This is a genomic window from Ruegeria sp. G7 (assembly GCF_056535465.1).
Genome location: NZ_JBQFIL010000002.1, coordinates 699,518 through 721,557 on the forward strand (window position 1 = coordinate 699,518; position 22,040 = coordinate 721,557).

The 22,040-nt window shown below is 58.6% G+C and carries 13 protein-coding genes; 8 read left to right on the forward strand and 5 right to left on the reverse strand.

All coding sequences use genetic code 11. From position 1 onward, the window contains the following. Positions 1 to 40 precede the first annotated feature (40 nt). Positions 41 to 946 carry a LysR substrate-binding domain-containing protein gene (locus ACR3EN_RS19965; protein WP_480821089.1) on the reverse strand — a complete coding sequence of 302 codons (906 nt, stop codon included), beginning with the start codon at positions 944 to 946 and terminating at the stop codon, positions 41 to 43. Positions 947 to 1,189: 243 nt separating this feature from the next. Between ACR3EN_RS19965 and ACR3EN_RS19970 the strand changes: the two genes are divergently transcribed. The 3 genes from ACR3EN_RS19970 (at position 1,190) to ACR3EN_RS19980 (ending at position 9,682) form a co-directional block, all read left to right on the forward strand. After that, positions 1,190 to 4,141 (forward strand): NAD(P)-dependent oxidoreductase, encoded by a 2,952-nt coding sequence (locus ACR3EN_RS19970; RefSeq protein WP_480821087.1) that lies wholly within the window; start codon positions 1,190 to 1,192, stop codon positions 4,139 to 4,141. Between the two features lie 249 nt (positions 4,142 to 4,390). Further along, positions 4,391 to 7,183: a bifunctional aconitate hydratase 2/2-methylisocitrate dehydratase gene (locus tag ACR3EN_RS19975; protein ID WP_480870357.1), complete on the forward strand. Its 2,793-nt coding sequence runs from the start codon at positions 4,391 to 4,393 to the stop codon at positions 7,181 to 7,183. 441 nt (positions 7,184 to 7,624) lie between these two features. Beyond that, positions 7,625 to 9,682, forward strand: a complete 2,058-nt coding sequence (locus tag ACR3EN_RS19980) for an adenylate/guanylate cyclase domain-containing protein (RefSeq protein ID WP_480870360.1) — start codon at positions 7,625 to 7,627, stop codon at positions 9,680 to 9,682. Between the two features lie 9 nt (positions 9,683 to 9,691). On the opposite strand, the gene ACR3EN_RS19985 is transcribed toward ACR3EN_RS19980, so the two are convergent. Then, positions 9,692 to 10,588, reverse strand: a complete 897-nt coding sequence (locus tag ACR3EN_RS19985; protein WP_480821081.1) for a LysR substrate-binding domain-containing protein — start codon at positions 10,586 to 10,588, stop codon at positions 9,692 to 9,694. 105 nt (positions 10,589 to 10,693) lie between these two features. On the opposite strand from ACR3EN_RS19985, the gene ACR3EN_RS19990 reads away from it, so the two are divergent. Genes ACR3EN_RS19990 through ACR3EN_RS20000 form a run of 3 tightly spaced genes read left to right on the forward strand, consistent with a single transcriptional unit; the run spans position 10,694 to position 13,519 of the window. Beyond that, the gene (locus ACR3EN_RS19990) at positions 10,694 to 11,170 is read left to right on the forward strand and encodes a nuclear transport factor 2 family protein (RefSeq protein WP_480870362.1); all 477 of its coding nucleotides are present in this window, start codon (positions 10,694 to 10,696) and stop codon (positions 11,168 to 11,170) included. A gap of 18 nt (positions 11,171 to 11,188) precedes the next feature. Continuing rightward, positions 11,189 to 11,812 (forward strand): glutathione S-transferase family protein, encoded by a 624-nt coding sequence (locus ACR3EN_RS19995; protein WP_480821077.1) that lies wholly within the window; start codon positions 11,189 to 11,191, stop codon positions 11,810 to 11,812. 51 nt (positions 11,813 to 11,863) lie between these two features. After that, complete coding sequence (locus ACR3EN_RS20000; RefSeq protein WP_480821075.1) at positions 11,864 to 13,519, forward strand: FAD-binding oxidoreductase; 1,656 nt, start codon at positions 11,864 to 11,866, stop codon at positions 13,517 to 13,519. On the opposite strand, the gene ACR3EN_RS20005 is transcribed toward ACR3EN_RS20000, so the two are convergent. From ACR3EN_RS20005 to ACR3EN_RS20015, 3 genes are all read right to left on the reverse strand, one after another. Continuing rightward, the gene (locus ACR3EN_RS20005; protein WP_480918484.1) at positions 13,516 to 14,241 is read right to left on the reverse strand and encodes an adenylate/guanylate cyclase domain-containing protein; all 726 of its coding nucleotides are present in this window, start codon (positions 14,239 to 14,241) and stop codon (positions 13,516 to 13,518) included. The genes ACR3EN_RS20000 and ACR3EN_RS20005 overlap by 4 nt on opposite strands. Next, a complete protein-coding gene (locus ACR3EN_RS20010; protein ID WP_480918485.1) occupies positions 14,127 to 15,251 on the reverse strand; it encodes a 2Fe-2S iron-sulfur cluster-binding protein in 1,125 nt (374 codons plus the stop codon). Before ACR3EN_RS20010 ends, ACR3EN_RS20005 begins: the two co-directional genes overlap by 115 nt. 135 nt (positions 15,252 to 15,386) lie before the next feature. Further along, a complete protein-coding gene (locus ACR3EN_RS20015) occupies positions 15,387 to 17,615 on the reverse strand; it encodes a fatty acid cis/trans isomerase (protein ID WP_480918486.1) in 2,229 nt (742 codons plus the stop codon). A gap of 315 nt (positions 17,616 to 17,930) precedes the next feature. Between ACR3EN_RS20015 and ACR3EN_RS20020 the strand changes: the two genes are divergently transcribed. Further along, positions 17,931 to 20,195 (forward strand): alginate lyase family protein, encoded by a 2,265-nt coding sequence (locus tag ACR3EN_RS20020; protein WP_480843216.1) that lies wholly within the window; start codon positions 17,931 to 17,933, stop codon positions 20,193 to 20,195. A gap of 114 nt (positions 20,196 to 20,309) precedes the next feature. After that, positions 20,310 to 21,890 (forward strand): ABC transporter substrate-binding protein, encoded by a 1,581-nt coding sequence (locus ACR3EN_RS20025; protein WP_480821067.1) that lies wholly within the window; start codon positions 20,310 to 20,312, stop codon positions 21,888 to 21,890. Positions 21,891 to 22,040: the final 150 nt, after the last annotated feature.

Genomic DNA, 22,040 nt, shown 5'->3' on the forward strand with positions numbered 1-22,040 from the left:
ACTGAAAAATGCAAAAACCTCAGCAGGGGATGAAAAAAATTCAACTCCGCTGAGTCAGGAGCCAATCGTGGAACCGTTTCACGTCGGAGCGCATGGACCGGTCGGGCCGCGCGACGTAGTATCCGATATTGTCGGCGTCAGGCACATCATAAGGCGCTACCAGAATGCCCGCGGACAACAAAGGATCGACCAGCGGGCGGCGTCCCAATGCGATGCCCAACCCGTCCTGCGCGGCCTGAATGGTCAGTTCATAGGTCTCAAGGCTGTACCGCCGGTTCGCCTCAGGTGCCGCATAGCCCCGTGCCTTACACCATGTATCCCATTCGGCTTCGACGGTGGCATTCGCAAGGAACCGTTGCGTTTTAAGGGCGTCGGCGAGTGATGCGTCATTCAGGTTTGCCGCCAGCTCGCGCGACATGACCGGCACAATGCGTTCCCGCAATAACGGCGTCGTAACAGTTTGGGGCCATCCGCCTGTGCCACGCCGAATGGCCAGATCGACGTTCTCGCGCTCAAGATCCACCACGCGTGTTGTCGTCACCAGATTGACCTCAAGATCAGGATGTCGGCGCTCCAGATCGGCCAGCCTTGGTAAAAGCCATCCGGCGGCGAAGGATGGCGTCAACGTCAGCGATATTCGTTTGCGATCCGGCGTAGACCGTATTGCTTCGGTCGCGCGCAGAATCTCGGACAGTGGGCCCCTGATCTGATCAAAAAACTGGCTGCCGTCGGCGGTCAGGAACAATCGGCCTTTCCGGTTTTCGATCAATCTCACGCCCAGTTCGGCTTCCAATGATTTGACCTGATGGCTGATGGAAGACGCCGAAACATTCAGGCGGTTGGCGGCTTTGACCGCGCTGCCCGTCAACGCAACCGCATAGAAGGACTTCAACCCCCCGAATGGGGGAAACCGGTCATGATTGGGTGTGCGCTTTTTGACTGACATAGGTGCAGGTTAGCGCGAAGGCTAAGGAATGGAAGCCCGTGCGAAACGCGGGTGCCGGCCAGCGCTTTGGTCATGTACGAAGACGATGCACGCCTGACGTGTGGCAAAGGACCGAACCACCGAAGGCGCGGCGGCATTTTGACGTTTGATGGCGCGAAAAGTTCGCAATTTGATGTTTCCAATAGTGAACGAAAGCGTACGTTGCGCGCAAATCGGATTCAACTGTAACCACACGGGTAGACCATGAGCGACCTTGAAGCGCAGCGCAATATCTCTATCGAAGCGACCCAGAGCGGGCCACCGCCGCGGACAATCAACCCGTTTTTCGGCGTGGGGCCCATCACGGATGTGATCCAGGATGAGGCGGACGGGCGCAAAAATCGCTTTGAATTCGACCGCTGGCTGGAATCCACCTATCGCAAGCTTGATGACAATGGAAACGATCTGGGGCCGTTCACCACGGCGGAGATCGGCCGCTCAATGCACCGGGGCTATCCGGCGGACGCGATTCTGCGCGATATGATGTTCCACATTCACCGCTACTTCGGGTTCCCTAAAGAAAACCCGATGGCGGTGGGCCTGGGCGGCGGTCACAGCGGTTTCACGGTCGCGATCATGCATCTGATGAACCCGAACCTGCAGGGTCAGAAACTGTTCGTCGACACGCCGCGCCCGGAATCCGAGGATGCAACAAAGGGCGGGTTCTTCCGCCAAAGCTGGGGCACCCAGATCCTTGAGCTGCAGCAGTTCGCAGCCAATGGTCACGAAGACAAAGTGGTTTTCGCTGGCGCCGAAGGGACCATTCCCTCTGCTGATGAGCTGGAGGCGATGGGTATCACGTTGTTCGTTGGCGTCGGCCACGAAACCACCGGTGCCACCACATATACCACCGAAGAGGTCAGGTCGCTGCTGGAGTGGCTGAGCCGCGATCCTTTGAACCGCCATGCAATGATCGATGCGACCTCGATGCTGGGCGGCATGCCCTGGCCGCAGGACGTTGTCGAAGCGTTCATGGCCAAGTGCAATATCTTCACCCCGTTCCAGAAGGCGATCGGCGGTATCTCGGGTTATTTTCTGGCTTCGTTTACTCCGGCTGCGATGCAATTGATCGAAGATAACCAAAAGAACCCGGCCTGGGCGATTGCGCGACAGCTCAAGCTGGTGGTGCCGACTGACGCCAAGAAACCCCTGACCGGCGAAAAAACCGTTGGACTGGGCCCGTTCTATGATGCCGCAGCCGACAAGATGACCGGCGGTGTGATCAATACATTTTCGTCGTTGGCCTTTGCCGAAACCACCTATGGCCTGCTACGCGTCGAAAAGATGTTTGGCTCGGTCGAAGTGATGAACCAGCGCTCGGCTGCAAACCGCGCCAAGATCGATGAATGGCTTGCCGGTCAGAGCTTGCTGGTTGCCGGTGTGGCGGATGCGGCCAAACGGGGTGCGGCCGTGACCTTGTTGGCCGTCAATGACCCGGGCATTACCGATCCGTCCATCCATGGGCGTATCATCGCGCGTTCGAAACAGCTGTTGGGGTACGAGGGTCTGACCCACCCGAATGGTGATTATGAACCCGGCCTTGATGCAGCGCGCTATGTCAATGCGTTCCCCGGCACTCCGGGCGATTACCGCGCATGGATCGGCGGTATTCGCGAGCCCGAAGACATCGTGCGCCTGCTTGAAAACATCTCATACGCCTACCACCGCGCCAAGGTGGTGGTCCTGGAAGAAGAGCTTGCGGCGCAGGGCACAACGTTCGACGCCTCGGCCGATGGCGGTTCGGACGTGCGTAAGGATGATCCTACCCGTGCCTATCGCATTCTGGTCGCGGATCTGGTTGGCCTGAAGTTTGGCGCTGACGGTCAGCCTGATGCCTCTGCCGTTCAGGCCTATGTCGAAGACCAGGGTGCCACCTTCACTTATGGCGGATGGGATGGCTCGGATTTGCCTGCGGGACAGCATTTCTTCTACTTGCCGGACCTGTCGACTCACGAAGAGCTGACGGCGGCCTGCTGCGGAAACCAATATGACGCGGTGATTGCTGCGGCGACATTCTTCCCGGAAAACGCAACCTTCCCCGAAGGTGGTGTGCGCATCGGTGCGGGTACCGGGAACATGGCCTGCGCCTGTTGGGGTGGTGGCGACGGTGCGGGCGGTGCGGCCCCTCTGATGAACACGCCTAGCTTCAACAGCCGTGCGACAGCCCAGACAGCGATGAAAGCGTTGCTGCGCGTTCTGCCCGACCTGAAGGTTGATGAGATGCACACGCGTGTCGTGGCGGGCGATTTCGATACTGGCAAGCATCTGCGCGACTACCCGACTGAAAAGCTTGAAGGTAAACGCCTGGGTGTCATCGGGTACGGCAACATTGGTCGCGAAGTGGCCAAACTGGGCAAAGCCTTTGGCATGACAGTGGCGATCTATGCGCGCGAACATCACCGCAAGTGGATCGAAAGCGAAGGCTTCATCTATGCCGCGACCCCTGAGGAAGCCGCCAAAGGCGCGGACGTGCTGTCGCCCCACACAGGCCTTGGCGCGAAGGGTGCGGATGGCGTGTTCGCCAACGCGGGTCTGGTAGGAGCGTCGGTTCTGCAAGCGCTGAATGACGGTGCAGTTCTGGTGAACTACGATCGCGGCGAAGTTGTCGACGCGGATGCGCTGAATGATGCGATGGCATCGGGCAAAGTGGCGTATGCCGCCATCGATGCCGATCTGTTCGTTGCAGAAGATGGCAGCCTGTTTGGCCCCATGGTCCCTTACCGACCGCTGATCGAGGCCTATCCAGGTCGCCTGGAACTGCTGCCTCATGCGGCAGCCGACACCGAGCACACGTCGCGCGTCGAGGGCGCCAAGCAGGCGGTTGATCAAATCCTGTCGGCGATCCGATACCGCAAAGTAATCAACTGCAAGGGCGATCTGCCGGAGGGCTACACAAGTGGCGGGGCGCAGACAGTACCGGGTGTTGGCAAGGTGTCCGCCTCGGTCATCGCGTCTGCGGCTGCTGATCCCGAGACACTGACTCGTCTGCGCGATACGGCTGAAACTCTGGCAGCCATTTGGGGTGCGATTGAATCGACACGGGACCCTGTCCGCCGTGCCGAGCTGATTGAGCGCCATGGTGAGGAACTCACGCTTGCGTCGAACAGGATGCACAGCGACTTTGACGCGTTGGGTTTGGTTGGCGGCTACAACTGATCCAAGCCAGACCCTTGTAAACTAAAGACAGCCGGCGCGTGTGGTCACATCGCACGCGCCGGTTTTTTGATTCTGCTGACACTGCCGTCGATGTATTGGCGGCCGTTTGCACGGTGACCGGGACATCGCGTCACAGCAGGGCGGCTTGCAAGTATGTCGATATTAGTATACCGCCGCATACAAACGAGACAGCGCAGACACCCGAAACATTTGGGCGCTGGCGCAAAACCAGAACTGTTGGGATGAACCATGGGCCTTTTTGCTGATTACCTTGATGAAATCGAAACGCGTAAAACGCAGGGTTTGAACCCCAAACCCATCGAAGATGGGGCGCTTGTGCAAGAGCTTGTGGCGCTCATCAAAGAGGGTGATCAGGCGCATCGGGCGGACGCGTTGAAGTACTTCATCTACAACACGCTGCCCGGTACAACCAGCGCGGCCGGAGAAAAGGCGCGCTTCCTCAAAGAGATCATATTGGGCGATGCGGCCGTGGAAGAGATTTCAATCCCGTTCGCCTTTGAGCTGCTGTCACACATGAAGGGCGGCCCTTCCGTCGAGGTGCTTCTCGATCTTGCATTGGGCGACACCCCCGAGATTGCTCAGCAGGCCGCCGACGTGCTGAAAACGCAGGTCTTTCTGTATGATGCAGACACAGAACGCCTAAGCAGCGCATATGCCGCGGGCAACATGACAGCGTGTGAAATTTTGGAAAGCTATGCACGCGCTGATTTCTTCACCAAGCTTCCCGATATTGATGAAGAAATCAAAGTCGTAACTTATGTCGCTGCAGAAGGTGACATTTCGACGGACCTTTTGTCCCCGGGCAATCAGGCGCATTCGCGGTCAGACCGCGAATTGCATGGCAAGTGCTTTATCTCGGAGACTGCGCAAGCAGAAATTCAGGACCTGCAGCGTCAGCACCCGGACAAACGCGTTATGCTGATTGCCGAAAAGGGGACAATGGGCGTTGGCTCGTCCCGTATGTCGGGCGTCAACAACGTCGCGCTTTGGACCGGTAAACAGGCCAGCCCCTATGTCCCGTTCGTGAACATTGCACCGATTGTGGCGGGAACCAATGGCATCTCGCCGATTTTCCTAACCACGGTCGGCGTGACCGGCGGTATCGGTATTGATCTCAAAAACTGGGTCAAGAAAGTCGATTCAGAAGGTAATCCGATCCTGAACAACGACGAAAGCCCTGTTCTTGAACAGAAGTACTCGGTTGAAACCGGAACGGTGCTGACGATCAACACCAAAGACAAAAAACTGTACGATGCGGCAGGTGAAAAAGAACTGGTCGATGTCGCCTCGGCGTTCACGCCGCAGAAGCTTGAATTCATCAAGGCCGGAGGGTCGTACGCGATCGTGTTCGGAAAGAAACTTCAGGCGTTTGCAGCGGAAACACTCGGGATCGAGCTGAAATCCGCCTTTGCACCGTCTCGCCAGATTTCGCATGAAGGTCAGGGTTTGACGGCGGTTGAGAAAATTTTCAACAAAAACGCTGTCGGAGTTGCTGCGGATACTGTTTTGCACGCTGGTTCAGATGTTCGGGTCAAAGTGAACATCGTCGGATCGCAGGATACGACAGGTTTGATGACCGCGCAGGAGCTGGAGTCGATGGCGGCGACAGTGATCGCTCCGACCGTGGATGGTGCGTACCAGTCAGGTTGCCATACGGCCTCGGTCTGGGACAAGAAAGCGCAGGCCAATATCCCGAAGCTGATGGCCTTCATGAATAATTTCGGCCTGATCACTGCGCGCGACCCAAAGGGGGTCTATCACGCTATGACCGACGTCATCCATAAGGTGCTTAATGACATTACCGTCGATGACTGGGCCATTATCATCGGGGGTGACTCGCATACGCGAATGTCGAAAGGCGTAGCCTTTGGCGCGGATTCGGGCACTGTTGCGCTGGCTTTGGCGACAGGAGAGGCCACCATGCCTATTCCCGAGTCGGTGAAGGTGACGTTCAAAGGCCGGATGGCCGATCATATGGATTTTCGTGATGTGGTTCATGCCACGCAGGCGCAAATGCTGCGGAAGTTCGGCGACAACGTGTTTCAGGGGCGCATTATCGAAGTGCATATCGGCACTCTGCTTGCCGATCAGGCCTTTACGTTTACCGACTGGTCTGCGGAAATGAAGGCCAAAGCTTCGATCTGTATCTCGGAAGATGATACGTTGATCGAGTCTCTGGAGATCGCAAAAAGCCGTATCCAGATCATGATCGACAAAGGGATGGAGAATGAGGCGCAGACCCTGCATGGTCTGATTGCAAGTGCCGACAAACGGATCGCCCAGATCAGATCGGGTGAGGTTCCGGCGCTGAAACCAGATGAAAACGCCGAGTACTTCGCGGAACTGGTGGTGGATCTGGATGAGATCAACGAACCGATGATCGCGGATCCTGATGTAAACAACGCCGATGTTTCAAAGCGGTATACTCACGATACGATCCGACCGGTCTCTTACTACAACGGGGAAAAGAAGGTCGACCTGGGCTTTGTTGGCTCGTGCATGGTGCACAAAGGGGATCTGATCATTGTATCCCAGATGCTCAAGAACCTTGAAAAGAAAGACGGCAAAGTCACGTTCAAGGCGCCGCTGGTCGTGGCGGCCCCGACCTATAACATCGTGGATGAATTGAAGGATGAAGGTGAGTGGGCCACGCTGCAGGAGTATTCGGGTTTCGAATTCGATGATCTGTTTCCGAAAACGTCGGCCCGCACCGCCTATGAGAACACACTTTACCTTGAACGTCCCGGCTGCAACCTGTGTATGGGCAATCAGGAGAAGGCTGAAAAAGGGGACACCGTTCTTGCGACATCAACGCGCTTGTTCCAGGGACGCGTTGTTGAGGATTCTGAGGACAAGAAAGGTGAATCGCTTTTGGCCTCGACGCCTGTGGTGGTTCTGTCTGCAATTCTGGGACGCACGCCCAGCATTGAGGAATACAAGGATGCGGTCGAGGGCATCGATCTGACCCGCTTCGCACCGCCGTTGGCGAAACCGGCGACTTCGAACTCTGTGCATTTCTGACCGGGTCAAACGCCCGGAGCGGAAACAACTAAACAGGGGCCCGAGCCTTGGCGCGGGCCCTGAACGATCGAATAGGTCACACGATCCGCGCCGTTGGCGCATATCTTTATAGTTGCAGCGCTTATCTGGCTTTCGCCCCACACCTCTTTCGGTTCGCAAGCCCGACTTTCGGTCCCTCACCGTTCATAAAAATGCTTTGTTTTTAGAGTGTAAGCTTAGTGTTCGCGTCTTTGGCGGAGGCTCTCAATGACCGATGAGAGGGTCGCCCGGTACGGGAAATAGCCCACATAACTTGACGGTGCGGCGACGCCGACAAGCTCTCGCGATATCAAGCGAAGCTAACACTTACGTGAATTTTCGGCGTTGCAGCAAAGTAATCTTTGCGCTGCAGAGCGTCTCAATCCAATACTGCATCAGCTGTGTTCATCTTGCGGGGTTTTCATGCGCGTCAGCGTCGGCATCGCTGTTTCCATGCTGGTCGCCCTGTCTATCGGGGTTTCGACCTTCATCGTGCATTCCTTGTGGTGGACGACGGCGCGCGACAACAGCCGGATGCTGGCGGCTGAAATAAACAGTCAGATTGCCAATACTGTCCGTATCGAGGTTGGATTGACCCTTCGATCGGCCGAGGCTGCATGGGCGGCCGTGCGCACGATCTTTGTTCAGAACGTCATCGGCACGCGACAGGCCGACAAGCGCGAATTTGTTTTTCTGTCGCAGCTGCAGGCACAACCAAACATATCCTGGATTTTCTTTGGCTGGCCTGATGGCAACTTCTTTGCCTCGCATCGGCTCGGAGATGGCGGGCTCGAGATGATCGAGATCGACAAGAACATCCGTGACCGAATGCTGCGGAAGGATCGCTACATCTTCATACCGGGCGACATTCAGTTCGAAGAACGCAGTTTTTCCGAGACAACCTATGACCCGCGCGAGCATGCGTGGTACGGGAACTTCGTGAATCTGAGCTCGCAGGGCTGGATCGAAGCGCATGGCCTTCCGGGCAGCGACAAGACCGTCTACGCTTTTGCCGGGCCGGTCGATGTGAACCGCAGGCGGCAGGGCGTTCTGGCCGTCGCGATCGAGACCGACCGCCTTTCGCGTTTCCTGGCGACGCTTCATCCCGGTGAATTTGGTGCGGCCTTTATCCTTGATGCTGACGGCAAGGTCATAGCCATTCCGGATGCAGAGGCCGACGAAACCACGCCTGCACGCATGGGCGAGGGCGAGCTATACGAGGTTGCGATGATCTCGGGCGAGAAGCTGTTGGGCGATCCGGCAGGCAACACGCCTGGCAGTCAGACAACGCGCGTTGTCATTGACGGAGTTCCTTATGCGGTGGCGTTGACGCCCCTTGGATTTTACGGATGGCGCGTCGCAACCGTCATACCGGAATCCGCCTTTTTGTCAGGCATCGACAAGACACTGATCAACCTGATTTACATCTTGATTGGCGTTGTGGTGGCTGCAACCGGTCTGGCGATCTGGCTCGTACGCCGTGTGGTCGCGAACCCGCTGGCGCGCATCGCCGAAGACCTGAGCAAGATTGAACGGTTCGATGTCGAGCGTATTTCGCGCAGGCCGTCCCGGCTCTCTGAACTGGCAAATCTGTCTGCGGCGACAGCCAGCATGGCGGCGGGCCTGTCTGCGTTCCGCAAGTATGTTCCGACCGATCTTGTGCGAATGCTGGTGGCAGAGGGGATCAAGACCGAGCCCGGCGGTGATATCAAACCGATCTCGGTCCTGTTCTGTGACGTGACTGGCTTTACCGGGCTGTCCGAAAAGCTTGGGCCTCAGATCGTCCAGTTGATGGAGCCTTTTTTTAGCGCGGCTTCGGCGGCTATCGCGCGTCATGATGGGACCATCGATAAGTTCATGGGTGATGCCGTGATGGCGTTCTGGGGGGCGCCGCGCAAAGACGATTACCACGCCCAGAATGCCTGCCGCGCGGCGCTTGATCTCGTCGCCGCTGTCGAAGCTGCGGGCATCGAAGATGAGGCTGGGAATCCTCTGCGCGTTCGGATCGGGTTGAACAGCGGTGAAGCGCTGGTGGGTAACATCGGGTCCGAGCAACGATTGAACTATACAGCGATCGGCGACGTGGTGAACGTGGCCAGCCGCCTGGAAGTCACGAACAAGGACTATGGCACGCTGATTTTGATCGGACCCGAAACCCGGCAAGAAGCAGGCGACAGCATTATCGTGCGCGAGCTCGATACGCTTACGGTCTTCGGGCGCAGCGAAGAGCTGGTGGTTTATGAACTGATCGCCATGGCGGACGATTCTGAGTCTGCACCGGCGTGGATTACCGCGTATGAACAGGGCCTTGCGCACTACAGGGCGCGGCGCTTTGCTGACGCGGCGATCGCGTTTGATACCGCGGACCGCATGCGCGGGGGAGATCCCGCGTCCGTTACGATGCGTGCCCGTGCGCGGGCCTTGATCGATAGCCCACCACCGCTGGATTGGCGGGCGGTGACCAATACCGACAAGAAATAAGTCATTGCCTTATCTCAGCACTGGCACCGATCTGAGGCGACGCTTGGCAAATTCGATGAAGGCGCGGGTTTTGGCGGGAGCACGCCTGCCCTCGACATGCACAAGATGCACGGGCAGGGGGGCGGGTTCGAATGCTTCCAGCACGGCGCGCAGCCTTCCTGCCTCAAGGTCCGGTCCGATCTGGTAAGACAATACCCGGCACAAGCCCCACCCCTGCCGCGCTACCGAGATCGCCGCCGCCACACTGCTGACCATCAGGCGCGGTTTGACCCTTACCGTCTCTTGCAGGTCCGGGCCGAACCGCCAGTCGGTCACCGGGCTGACCCCCGCAGCCGAGACGATCTGGTGCGCTTGCAGATCGGTCGGGGTTTCCGGCAGACCATGCATTTCAAAATAGGACGGTGCGCCGCAAATCACGCGACGGACATGCCCGACCCGAACGGCGGTCAGGCCCGAGGGCGGAAGCTCACCAATCCGTACCGCCAGATCGATACCTTCCTCGACCAGATCAACAACGCGGTCGAGCATTAAGACATCTGCGGTCATGCCGGGATGTTGATCCAGAAAATCAGTCAGAATGGGGGCGACATGAATGCGCCCGAATTCGTTGGGGCAGGTAATGCGCAACTGACCGACGGGATTCGAAGCGGCCCCGCGCGCGGCGTCATCTGCCGATTGCAACAGCGCCAGGATGTGTCGCGCATCCTCCAGATAAGCCTGACCGACTTCGGTCAAACGCACGCGGCGAGTCGTGCGGGTGAATAGACGCGCGCCCAACCGTTCTTCCAGCGCGTTCACACCGCGTGTCGCAGAAGGAGCGCTTAGGCCCAGCTTACGTGCGCCGCCTGCAAAGCTCTCGGCTTCGGCGACGGCAATGAAGACTTCCAGAGTCTGGAGGCGATCCACTATTATCGAAACCCAAAATAATAACTTTCGAAAAGAGTATATTCCTTTGTGGTGCGGGGCAAAATAGCTATTCGTCAACAGCTGCATCGCGAAGTGGAATGAAGCATGAGCATTGAGGCGCAACGCCAACCGGTCCCACCGTTCACCGAGGAAACCGCCAAGTTGAAGGTTCGACTGGCAGAGGATGGCTGGAATGGGCGTGATCCGGCCAAGGTGGCGTTGGCTTATACGCCGGATACGCAGTGGCGCAACCGCGCGGAGTTTCCCAACGGGCGGGATCAGGTCCGACAATTCCTAACCCGTAAGTGGAACAAAGAACTGGACTATTGCCTGATCAAAGAGCTTTGGGCCTTTTCCGGCAACCGTATCGCGGTGCGCTATGCCTATGAATACCACGATGACAGCGGCAACTGGTTCCGGGCCTACGGTAACGAGAACTGGGAGTTTGATGCCGATGGCTATATGGCCAAGCGTTATGCCTCGATCAACGAGCTTCCGATTTCCGAAAAGGACCGAAAATTCCGCTGGCCTCTGGGGCGTCGCCCGGACGATCACCCGGGTCTCAGTGACCTTGGACTGTAACCTGAATTGGATAATCGCATGACACCGATCAAACTCTATCGCAATCCGAAATCCGGCCATTGCCACCGGGTCGAACTGATGCTGGCGCTGTTGGGCCTGCCGTATGAAACCATCGACCTGGACATGGCCAATGGCGCGCACAAGGCACCGGACTATCTGGCGATCAGCCCTTTTGGCCTGGTACCGGCAATTGATGACGATGGCTATACACTGGCCGATTCCAACGCGATCCTTGTGTATCTTGTTCAGACCTATGCCAAGGATAAGGATTGGATGCCCGCCGACCCCAAAACCGCCGCCGAGGTGCAGCGCTGGCTGACTGTGGCTGCGGATAATGTATATTCCGGCCCCTGCGCGGCGCGCCTGGTCAAAGTGTTCGGCGCTCCGCTGGACCATGAGGCAGCCGTGGCGAAGGCGCATGCTCTGTTTCAGGTGATGGAGGCACATCTGGCAAGCCGTGATTGGTTGGCGGCCCCGACGGTCACGATCGCAGATGTGGCGGGCTACAGCTATATCGCGCATGCCCCGGAAGGCGGCGTTGATCTGGCGCCATACCCCAACATCCGCAACTGGCTGGCTCGGATCGAAGCGTTGCCAGGTTTTGTCGGGATGGCGACCTCTCCGATCCCCGAACTCGCCTGAGCCAAAAGCCAAGGCGTCGGGGCTGAGATGTGCGCCATGAGGATCGGTGACATGGATCAGAACTCCACAAATACCCCCTTTCATGCGGGTGAACGTGCTGCGCAGCAGCGTGCGGGTGTCGGCGATATCTCAAGCTGGGCAGGCGGCTTCATCCGGGATTTCATGCCCGCGCAGCATCGGGACTTCTATGCGTCGCTCCCGTTTCTGGTCTTGTCTGGCCGGGACATGACGGGTTCGACCTGGGTGACTTTGATCGACGGTCCCGACGGCTTCGTTCAGTCACCCGACCCGCAGCGCCTGGTAATCGAGACCGCTGCGCATGTTCAGGACCCATTGTTCAGCGCCTTCGCGGCGGGCACGGATATCGGCCTTATCGGGATTGAGCTTGCGACCCGCCGCCGCAACCGGCTCAGCGGTCGCTTGCGACGCATGGGACAGGGTTACCAGATCGATGTGCGGCAGACCTTTGGGAATTGCCCGCAATATATTCACGAACGTGTCTGGCAGCGGGTTGCGGCCACACCCGGCCAAGCGTGGCATTCGACGGAGTTGGAGCCCGATCAGATCGCCCTGATCGCCCGGTCCGAGACCATGTTCATCGGGTCCGGGCATCAGCTGGGGGGCGATGAGCCGTCGCGCGGTTTCGACGCATCGCATCGCGGCGGTGCACCCGGATTTGTTCAGGTCAAAGACCCGCGTCATCTGAGGATACCGGACTACGCAGGCAATAACTTCTTCAACACTATTGGAAATCTGATCGCTGATCCTCGGATCGGGCTTGTATTCGTCGATTTTGAAACCGGCGGTCTTTTGCATATCTCCGGTCGCGCCAGCATCGATTGGACGCCGGCCGATACCGATGACGATGATGCGTGGCGCATGATTGACGTCACGGTCGAGGCAGTGATCGAGCGTCCGCAAGCGCTTGCTTTGCGCTGGCTCAAGCAGAGCTCCAGCCGCAGGTTCACTCTTTCTCGCCGGGTACCCGAGGCGCGCGGTATCACGTCTTTCTACTTTCACCCGTCCGACGGCGCGCCGGTCTGGCCGTTCACCGCAGGGCAGCATTTGCCGATCTCGGTCAACATCGCCGGTCAGGCTGGGGCGGTGCAGCGCAGTTACTCGCTTTCGGGTGATCCGGGCGCGGCAGACAGCTACCGGCTGACGATCAAACGCGAGGCGCAGGGTCTGGTCTCGCGGTTTCTGCATGACGAGTTGGCGGACGGGGCAGAGATCAGCGCATCCAAACCGTCAGGAGACTTCACTCTGCCAGAAGGTGAAAGACCTTTGGTGCTGGTGAGCGCAGGCGTCGGCGTGACGCCGATGATCGCTATGCTGCGCGGCGCTTTGGCGAAAGGCGGCAAACGCCCGCTATGGTTTGTCCATGGTGCCAGAAACTCTGCTGAACATGCCTTGCGCGAAGAAATTGTAACGCTTGTCAGGCAACTCCCGGATGCGCGCGCAAAGATCTTTTACAGCCAGCCCGCTGCGACCGATATCCTAGGCTCTGACTATCAGGTGCACGGGCGGATCACGCCGCAGGCGCTGCTGGACCTGGATGCCGGGTCCGACGCGCTCTATCTGCTTTGCGGACCGGGTCCGTTCCTGTCAGACATCCGAACGGGTCTTGAGAGGTCGGGTGTTCCCGCCCAGAACATCTTGTTCGAGGTCTTTGGCCCGGTCGCGCAAACACCCACCGATCCCAACTAGGCTTTCAGTCGTTGTGTCATCTCGAGTTTTTTGCGCAGCGGACTGCTGTTTTTTATGATCACCGCTTCGACTTTTCCGGCAAGCCCGCTGATCGTGATGCCGCCGGTTTGGCCCAGCATGTTCGGTATCCCCAGCCCGCATAATTCGTGCACATATCTGGAATAGACGATAGCCGCCTCCGAGCTGCGCGTCACGGTTTCGAGCGCGTCGGCGATCAGCGAAACAGGCCCGATTGCTGTGACTGGGCTGGGTGCCGTCTGATCCGCACTTTTGCCCACCCGCCCGATTACTGCACGGCCAGAGTGGATACCGATGCCGACCTTCAGGGGCGCTGAAAGGCGCTGCGGCAGGTTGCCTTCGGTGCTTTCAACCAACTCCTGACACCGCGCAGCGGCATAGAGCGCGGACCGTGCGGCGTCGGCCTTGTGGGTCTCTAGCCCGAAGATAGCAGTCAGGCCATCATTGGTGAACTTGTCGATATGCCCATTCTGTGCCTCGATCTGTTCGACCATCAGATCCAGTATTTGGTTTAGAACGAAGATCACATCATAGGGCAGGGTCTTGTCGACAAAAGGTCGGAATTCTTTGATCTTGAGCTGCAGCACGGTCACTTCGCGTTCGATCCCCCATCCGAACGGGTCCGATTGCAGCGGGGTCGAAGCCGCGCGTTGGGGCTGGATGATCGGTCGAATGCTGACATCCCCTGTACGCGCGCCTGACATGCCAGACGCATATCCGGCTCGGCACTGATCTTGTCCAACAGCTTGCGTTCGGCGGGTCCGACGGGGCTCAGGCTATCCTGGTCGGACATCACCAGAACTCTGCAGGTTGAACATCGCGCGCGCCCACCGCAGACGGACATATGAGTTATCCGATTGTCCCGGCTGACATCCAGCAACGTCTTGCCCGGCGCTGTATCGACGACAAGCCCGTTACCATAGTTGACCCGTACACGACGGCGAAAGCCCTGGGCGACGATCAGGGCGACGAAGAACAGCAGCAGACCGCTCAGGATCAAAGCGACCCAACCTTGTGCGACCGCCTGATATTCGGAAACCGCCTGCCGGACCTCGGCCACGCGCAAAGCCATGTCCACGGTTTCGGCCCCGTCGGGATTCAGGCTGAGCCTTAACAGTTCCCGTTTGGCGGCGGTCATCCAGCCTGCCATGGCAATGATCGGTACGGCGATGGCGACAGGCAGCAGGATCAGCAAACCGTTTTTGTACCACGACTTGGGGCGCAACCAGAAATGGATACCGATGAGACCGTGGACCCAGACCAGCAACATAAGCGCATTCTGTTTAACTGCCGAGCCGGGCCAAAGCAGCGATAGCTCTTGCAGATAGCTAACGGGAATGCCGGTCGCCAACTCGGACCCGCGCGTGACAATGATATGGCTGACCAGCCAATAGGGAATGGCCAGTCCCAGCGCGATCTGGAACCAGCGCCAGAAGGGCATTTTAAGGCTGCGAATGCTCAGGATACTCAGGGCGCCCAGCAGGATGTGAACCGCGAAAGACCCGTAAAGAAGGGCCGTGCCAGGCACAGAGCCCCAGATCGCGGACATTACCGCCAGCATACCATCCATCCAGCCCAGCGATACCAGCCCGAGCCCGTGATTGATGAAATGCCCCGTTGCGTAGATAAGCAAAACCAAACCCGACCACAGCCGTGCCTGCTGCGCGATGGTCCCGCTGCCATTGGCTTTGATATTTCTGCGATTGATAGCCATCTGCCACGCCCGTCCTCTCGTTTGGCGGCTTTTGCCACCCTGTCCGAGGTAAACACGAGGCACGACAGATGTATTCTGGCCGGGCGCTCCTATCGGTTCACGTTCCGGTGTAGTCGCTGCAGCAAACGCCGCCGTTCAGGTCGGATCGTCGCCCGGCTTGGGATCGCGGTAGCGGTTGAGATCCAGAACGCCGGCTTGGACCGGGTCCTGACGGATCAGCGCATCCTGTACCAGATCGCTCAGCGCCCAGAACTCGGGGCTTGTGCGGCGGACACCATGGGTCGCAACCAACTGCAGCCAATCGGTATCCGAGGTGACCGACCGCAGGGTTTCAACAAAAAGCTCGATCTGGTCGGGTTCGACTCTGAAAAAGAAGTTTGGATAACTGCTGATAAGACCGGGCAGGATGGTCAGCCGATCAGATTGCGGATCGCGGCGCCCGGCCTCGTCAAACAAAAAGGCGATATTGTCATGCGCTTTGTCGTGGGTCAGGGTATAGACTGTTGGCGCACCAGTGTCGTCCTTCGTGATCAGAACTGACAGATCGGGCAGGAACGTTACCCAACCTCCGGTCTGATCGGTCAGCGCGCGTAACTGTCGCGCCACCCCCGAGAGTTCCGCAGACGCGTCACAAGCAGGTTCGCCACATCTGTTGAACGGGTCTGTCAGCGGCCAGAGGCCGGCACCGCGCTCTAGCAGTTTCAGCAGAAATTCACGCTTGGGCGACTCGGTCTGGAACGTCACGCCGCTGGGAGTGGCGCTGTCGACATGGCGTCGGTGCCAATAGGTGTGTATCTCGCTTAGGACACCTTTGTACCAGCTTTGATGCATCGGCGAGCGCACGTCCTTGGGCATGAAACTCAGGAAAGTGTCCTCGCTCTCCATGCGCAGTTCATCCATATAGATCCGCGTCGTAAGCTGATGCTCGATACGGCCAAAAACATCGTACCCGGCCACGAGGTTGTAATAGATCCGTTCAAAGATCGGATAGTCGATCACCCAGGCAGTTTCGGGAATGGTGCCGTGAAAACCGGTCATCGCGGAAGCGTTGTCGAAATGGCGAAATACAGTGATCAGGGCGTTGGGGTTGGTGCCATCGCCGTCCCAGATCGCGTCATATCCAAATCCGGCCTTGTGTGCCGGGCTTTGGCTGTATCGCTCATCGCGAAACTTCAGATACTGCACCTGATTTTTGTGCGAAAACCCCTGTAGCTGTTGCAGAGTTCCGTTTTCGCTGCCCGAAACGGGCAGTTCCAGGGTTACAGCGGCATCGCGCAGATAGCTGGGATCGGTGATCGACAGGTCCGCGTCAGGGGTCAGAAAGCTGACCCAGAACCGGTCTTCGATCACGTCCACCGCAGTTTCGCCGTGACAGACCGGCCCGCGAATGAAGCTGCGTACAAAAAACAGCGCATCATCCAGCAGGAATTGATAGCGACTGCGCGGCGGGATGGCCGCGAAGGTCGTAAACGGGTTCCCACCCGCACTTGCGCCATATGAGGGCAAATCCGCGACGGTCCAGTCGGGTGCCAGAAACAGGCCTTGCAAACGCTCCATCCGTGCAGGGCTGAGCGGATAGACCAGGTGTTCTTTGTGCACAATCGTTTCCGTTACCGGCTGAAGCCGATAGTAGAAAGGTGTATCGCCGGGATCATCAAAGGGGCGGCGTGTCGCGATCACCTCGATTGCGGTTCCGCTGGGTGTCCGAGAGCGGACCAGTTGAAAAAACCGTTTTGGCGCATCCCCGTCAAAATGCAGCCGCGCCAGGAAGAGGTGTTCATAGATATATCGGCTGGCCAACTTTGAGCGCGGGTCCGGAGCGTTCAAGAACGCCTCCCATGCGGTGATCTGCTCGCCGATTTCTTCAGGCATATCCATCGGGACGAAGGGTGCAGGTGCACCGGCGCGGGCCCAAGCGGTCAGGCGGGCATATTCGCTGTCGCTCAGGGGCGCTGCGGCATAGGGCATCCCGGCCAACGGGTTGGCCTTGGCAAAGTCTTCGAAGGTTTCCGGCGTTGGGCAGGCAAGTGGCCGATCCAGCGCAAGACCAAGTTCTGCCGGGATGGGTTCGTTTGTTGGCAGGGGTTTCTTGCGACCGAGTTCAAGATATTGCTGCAGCAATTCGGGTGTAACCGGATGAAAGCCCAGGCTGCGCCATTCCGGGATGGTTTGCGCATCTACCCCCAATCGCGTGGGTTGTGCATCAGAAAGACGGTCGGAATGATAAACGGCCTGCTTGCTGCCCCCGCGCAAAAGGCCATCGGGCGATGTCAACTTAAGCTGGCAGGGCGCGTCGTAACAACTGTGACAGACCACGCAGCGACGATCCAGAATACTGCGGATATCGGACCAGTTCTCGGGCACCTGCGCGCGCCTGTGTGAAGAGACTAGGCCAGAGCATGACGCCCAGGATCAGGGCAAGCAGCCTGGACGCGATGCGCCCGATTTGGGGGGCACAATTCACGCCAGCCGGCGCTGCCATCATATGACCGGGCGCGAGTCGGTTGCGCGTCTGCAGGTTTCGGGGCTAAGGGAGGGAACCGGTTTGGTCGCGATACCACATCAGGCCTCATTTCAAACAGACACTTGCCGAAACAGGTTAGCCCAGTGCCGCAGCGCCAGAAAAGTAAAAACCACAAAACCGCGCTGTCCCTGCAAGAGAGGAACCGCCGCAAAAGGGTGCGCAATCGCATCCTGATTTTGCTGTCCCCTGTGATCCTGCTGCTCTCGCCGATTCTGGTGCCGATCTATCTGATCGTGCGCAAGCGCAGAAAGGCCTCGGCCCATGGCCCTGTTGGGCGGATGGGGGCACTTGCGGGCAGTCTTTCCTCGGTGAGCCCGTCACCGCCGGACCCAGAAGAGGAAGCCCGCCTTGATGCAATGCCGGATCGGTTCGCGCTGTGTCGCGTGATCGGGAACGACCTGGTTCCTCGGCATACCGCTGGCCAGTCTCTACAGAATGTCCGCTTCATTCTTGAACACGAGCCCGATCTTTCGGACTGTACCAAGCTGTGGATCTTGAACCGAATTGTTGACCCCGAAAACGAAGCGGCACTGATTGCTCTGCTGGATGAGCACAAGCAACTTTACAGGCGCATCCCCTTCGACCCGGCCGAGCTTCAGGCAATCGGATATGATTTCACACCGTTCGAAGATCCACTGATCTTTGCGGACGGGTCGATGGACGATCTGGATGACGATACGCGGGGGAAGCTGGTCACGCAGGCACACCGTGCTCGCAACAACTATGTCATGAACAACAATGGCGCACGCAATGCGGCGCTGGCCTTCTGCCTAGAGCATGCCAAATGGGCGCTGCCGTTTGACGGGAATTGCTATTTTACCAAAAGTGCATGGGATGCGGTGCGCACTGACATCATCTCGCAGCGCGATAAGCGGTACTTCAGCGTGCCGATGGCGCGGATGCAAAACAACGATGATCTGCTTGCAGATGCGGTCAAACCAGAAGCGAACGAAGAACCTCAGCTGGCGTTTCGCTGCGATGCGCCTTTGCGGTTCGACGCGGCTCATCCGTATGGACGTCGGCCCAAGGTCGAACTGTTTCTGCATCTCGGCATTCCCGGTCCCTGGCAGGATTGGCCGGTCGAGAATTTCGATCTGCCACCCCGCAAGGTCAGCCCGGAAGGGCATCGCGTGGGGACTGCCGGATGGGTGGCCCGGTTGTTCTCGGGGCAGGCCAAGCTTGAGCAGACGGGGATGAAGACGCTCAAAAACCGGGGATTGGCCCGGAACGAAGCGATTTGCGCCACCTTGGATATGCTGGAAACCCGCCAGATGGCGGATATTGCCGAAGGTGACGCGCCGGTATTCTTTGATGCGGCTCGGATCGGTGCACTTGTCGGGTCTGACGGAGATGCCGATCTGATCGCTGTCACGACAGCAGCTGACGATGCCCTGACACGCGGTCCGTTCTCGGTTACCGATAAACCTGAACCCGGACCCAGCGGCGATAAGCACGACTATTACCATCCTTCTCCGTACTGGTGGCCGGACCCGAAGAAGAAAGATGGCCGGCCTTACGTGTTCCGCGATGGGCAGCGCGTGCCGGGCACAGAGCTTTACGAAGAGGAAAGCCATCGCTTTGACCGGACCAGATTGCAGAGGCTTTTCGACGATACGACCGCGCTGGCTTTGGCCGCTAGGCTGACTGGTGACAAGCAGTATGGTGAACACGGCAGACGTTTGGTGCAAACCTGGTTCATCAACCCCGAAACACGCATGAACCCCAACCTTGATTATGCGCAGGTGCGGCTTGGGCACAAAGGCGACAAGGGTCTGGCGCACGGGTTGATTGAAACTAAGGATTTCTACTATTTCCTCGACGCGGTGCGGATGTTGGAGGATGCCGGTCTGACCCAGGGTATTCGCGAGTGGTGCACCGAATTCGTTGCGTGGCTGACCGATAGCACGCAGGGAAAAGGCGAACGGCGGGCCAAGAACAATCATGGCACCTGCTATGATTTGCAAGCAGCGTCGCTGGTCGCGTTTCTTGGCGATAAATCTGCCCTGCAGCGGATCAATCTGCGGGCTCAGGCGCGGCTTCTGGGCAGCATCACCGAAGACGGCGAACAGCCGCACGAAATGACCCGCACGCTGACCCAGCATTATTGCGCGTTCAACCTGCAAAGCTGGATTAACCTGTTCAACCTGCTCGAAGGCACTGGCCTCCAGCCCTGGAGCAGCGATGCCGCGGACCGGCTGATCGTCGCCATGCGCCGTTTGCTGAAAGACTCGGTCGCGGGTTGGGAACACGAACAGATCGAACCGTTCGAGGCCGCGCGTCTGGTCCCGATCGACGTCACGCTGCGTCAGAAGACCGGGCAGGGGTTCCTGCAATCGACCGAAGCCCCCGCCTGTTTTTACCCCCATGACGGCATACCGCCCTTCTGGCGTTTGGCGCGCGGCTACGGCGGCGCGCTCTGATCACATTCGGGTGTTGCAACTCGGAAAATGATCTGGATGATGCGGTGGCATGAGGACCGGAAACTCCGGCCAGCCGCAGTCTGATGCGGTCACAACAATAATGGGGAGAGACTTATGTCATTCAAAACTCTGATGCTTGCCGCCAGCGCCACGGCGATGATTGCGGCGGGCGCTTCGGCGGAAACGCTGCGATGGGCCCGCGCTGGTGACGCGCTGACGCTGGACCCGCATGCGCAGAACGAAGGCCCGACCTCGGCCATGGCGCACCAGATCATGGAAACGCTGGTGATGCGCGACCATTCCGGCGCGCTGGTGCCGTCGCTTGCGACCGAGTGGGCACCGTCCGAAGACAACCCGAATGTCTGGGTGTTCAAGCTGCGCGAAGGCGTGACCTTCCATGATGGGGCCGAATTCGACAGCGAAGACGTTGTATTCTCGCTGAACCGCGCGATGACGCCGGATTCGGACTACAAGGAACTGCTGGCTTCGGTCAAAGAAGTGCGCGCACCCGACAAGTTCACCGTCGAGATCGAAACCGACGGCCCGAACCCGATCATGCCCAACAACCTGACCAATATGTTCATGATGGACAAGGGCTGGGCCGAGGCGAACAACGCCGTGAAGGTGCAGGACTATGAGGGCGGCGAGGACACGTTCGCGGCCAAGAACGCCAATGGCACCGGACCCTACAAGCTGGTCAGCCGCGAGCCGGACGTGAAAACGGTTCTGACTGCCTATGACGGCTATTGGGGCAAGGATGAATTCCCGCTGCAGGTGACCGAGATCGTCTATACCCCGATCCAGAACGCCGCGACCCGCGTTGCCGCGCTGCTGTCGGGTGAGGTCGATTTCATTCAGGACGTGCCCGTGCAGGACCTTGAGCGCGTGGCCAGCACCGATGGTCTGGACGTGCGCACTGCGCCGCAGAACCGGGTGATCTTCTTTGGCATGAACGTGGGCGACGCCGATCTGGGCTCGGACAGCGTTGATGGTGCCAATCCGCTGGCGGATGTGCGTGTGCGTCAGGCGATGTCCAAGGCGATCAACCGCGATGCGATCAAGCAGGTCGTGATGCGCGGTCAGTCAGCCCCGGCAGGCATGATCTCGCCGCCCTTCGTGAACGGCTGGGATGAGGCGATGGATGCGTCCTCGACCACCGATATCGAAGGTGCCAAGGCCCTGATGGCCGAAGCGGGATATCCCGATGGCTTCTCGCTGACTCTGAACTGCCCGAACGACCGCTACATCAACGATGAAGCGATCTGTCAGGCCGCCGTGGGTATGCTGGCGCAGATCGGCGTGACCGTTAATCTGGATGCCAAACCCAAGGCGCAGCACTTCCCGCTGATCAACAACCTTGAGACCGATTTCTACATGCTGGGCTGGGGTGTTCCGACTTATGACTCGGAATACATCTTCAACTTCCTGGTCCATTCGAAGGGCGAGAAATACGGCTCGTGGAACGGCACACGCTATTCCAACCCAGAGCTGGACGCCAAGATCGTGGCGCTGGCCTCGGAAACCGATCTGCCCGCGCGCGATCAGCAGATCGGTGAAATCTGGCAGGTGGTTCAGGACGAACAGCTTTATATCCCGATCCACCATCAGGTGCTGAACTGGGGTATGAAATCGGGCGTCGGCACCATCGTCGAACCCGAAGATTCGCCGAAGATCAAATACTTCGAGATGAACTAAGCCATCCTTACGGATGCAGGGCAGGGCGCGGTTTCGCGCCCTGTTTTCGTTTTCGTCACCGGTAACGGGCGCGTGATCTCATCGTGAGAATTCCTTTACGCGGCGGCCAAAACATCCCAAGCTCTGACCCATAAACAGGGAGATATCGCC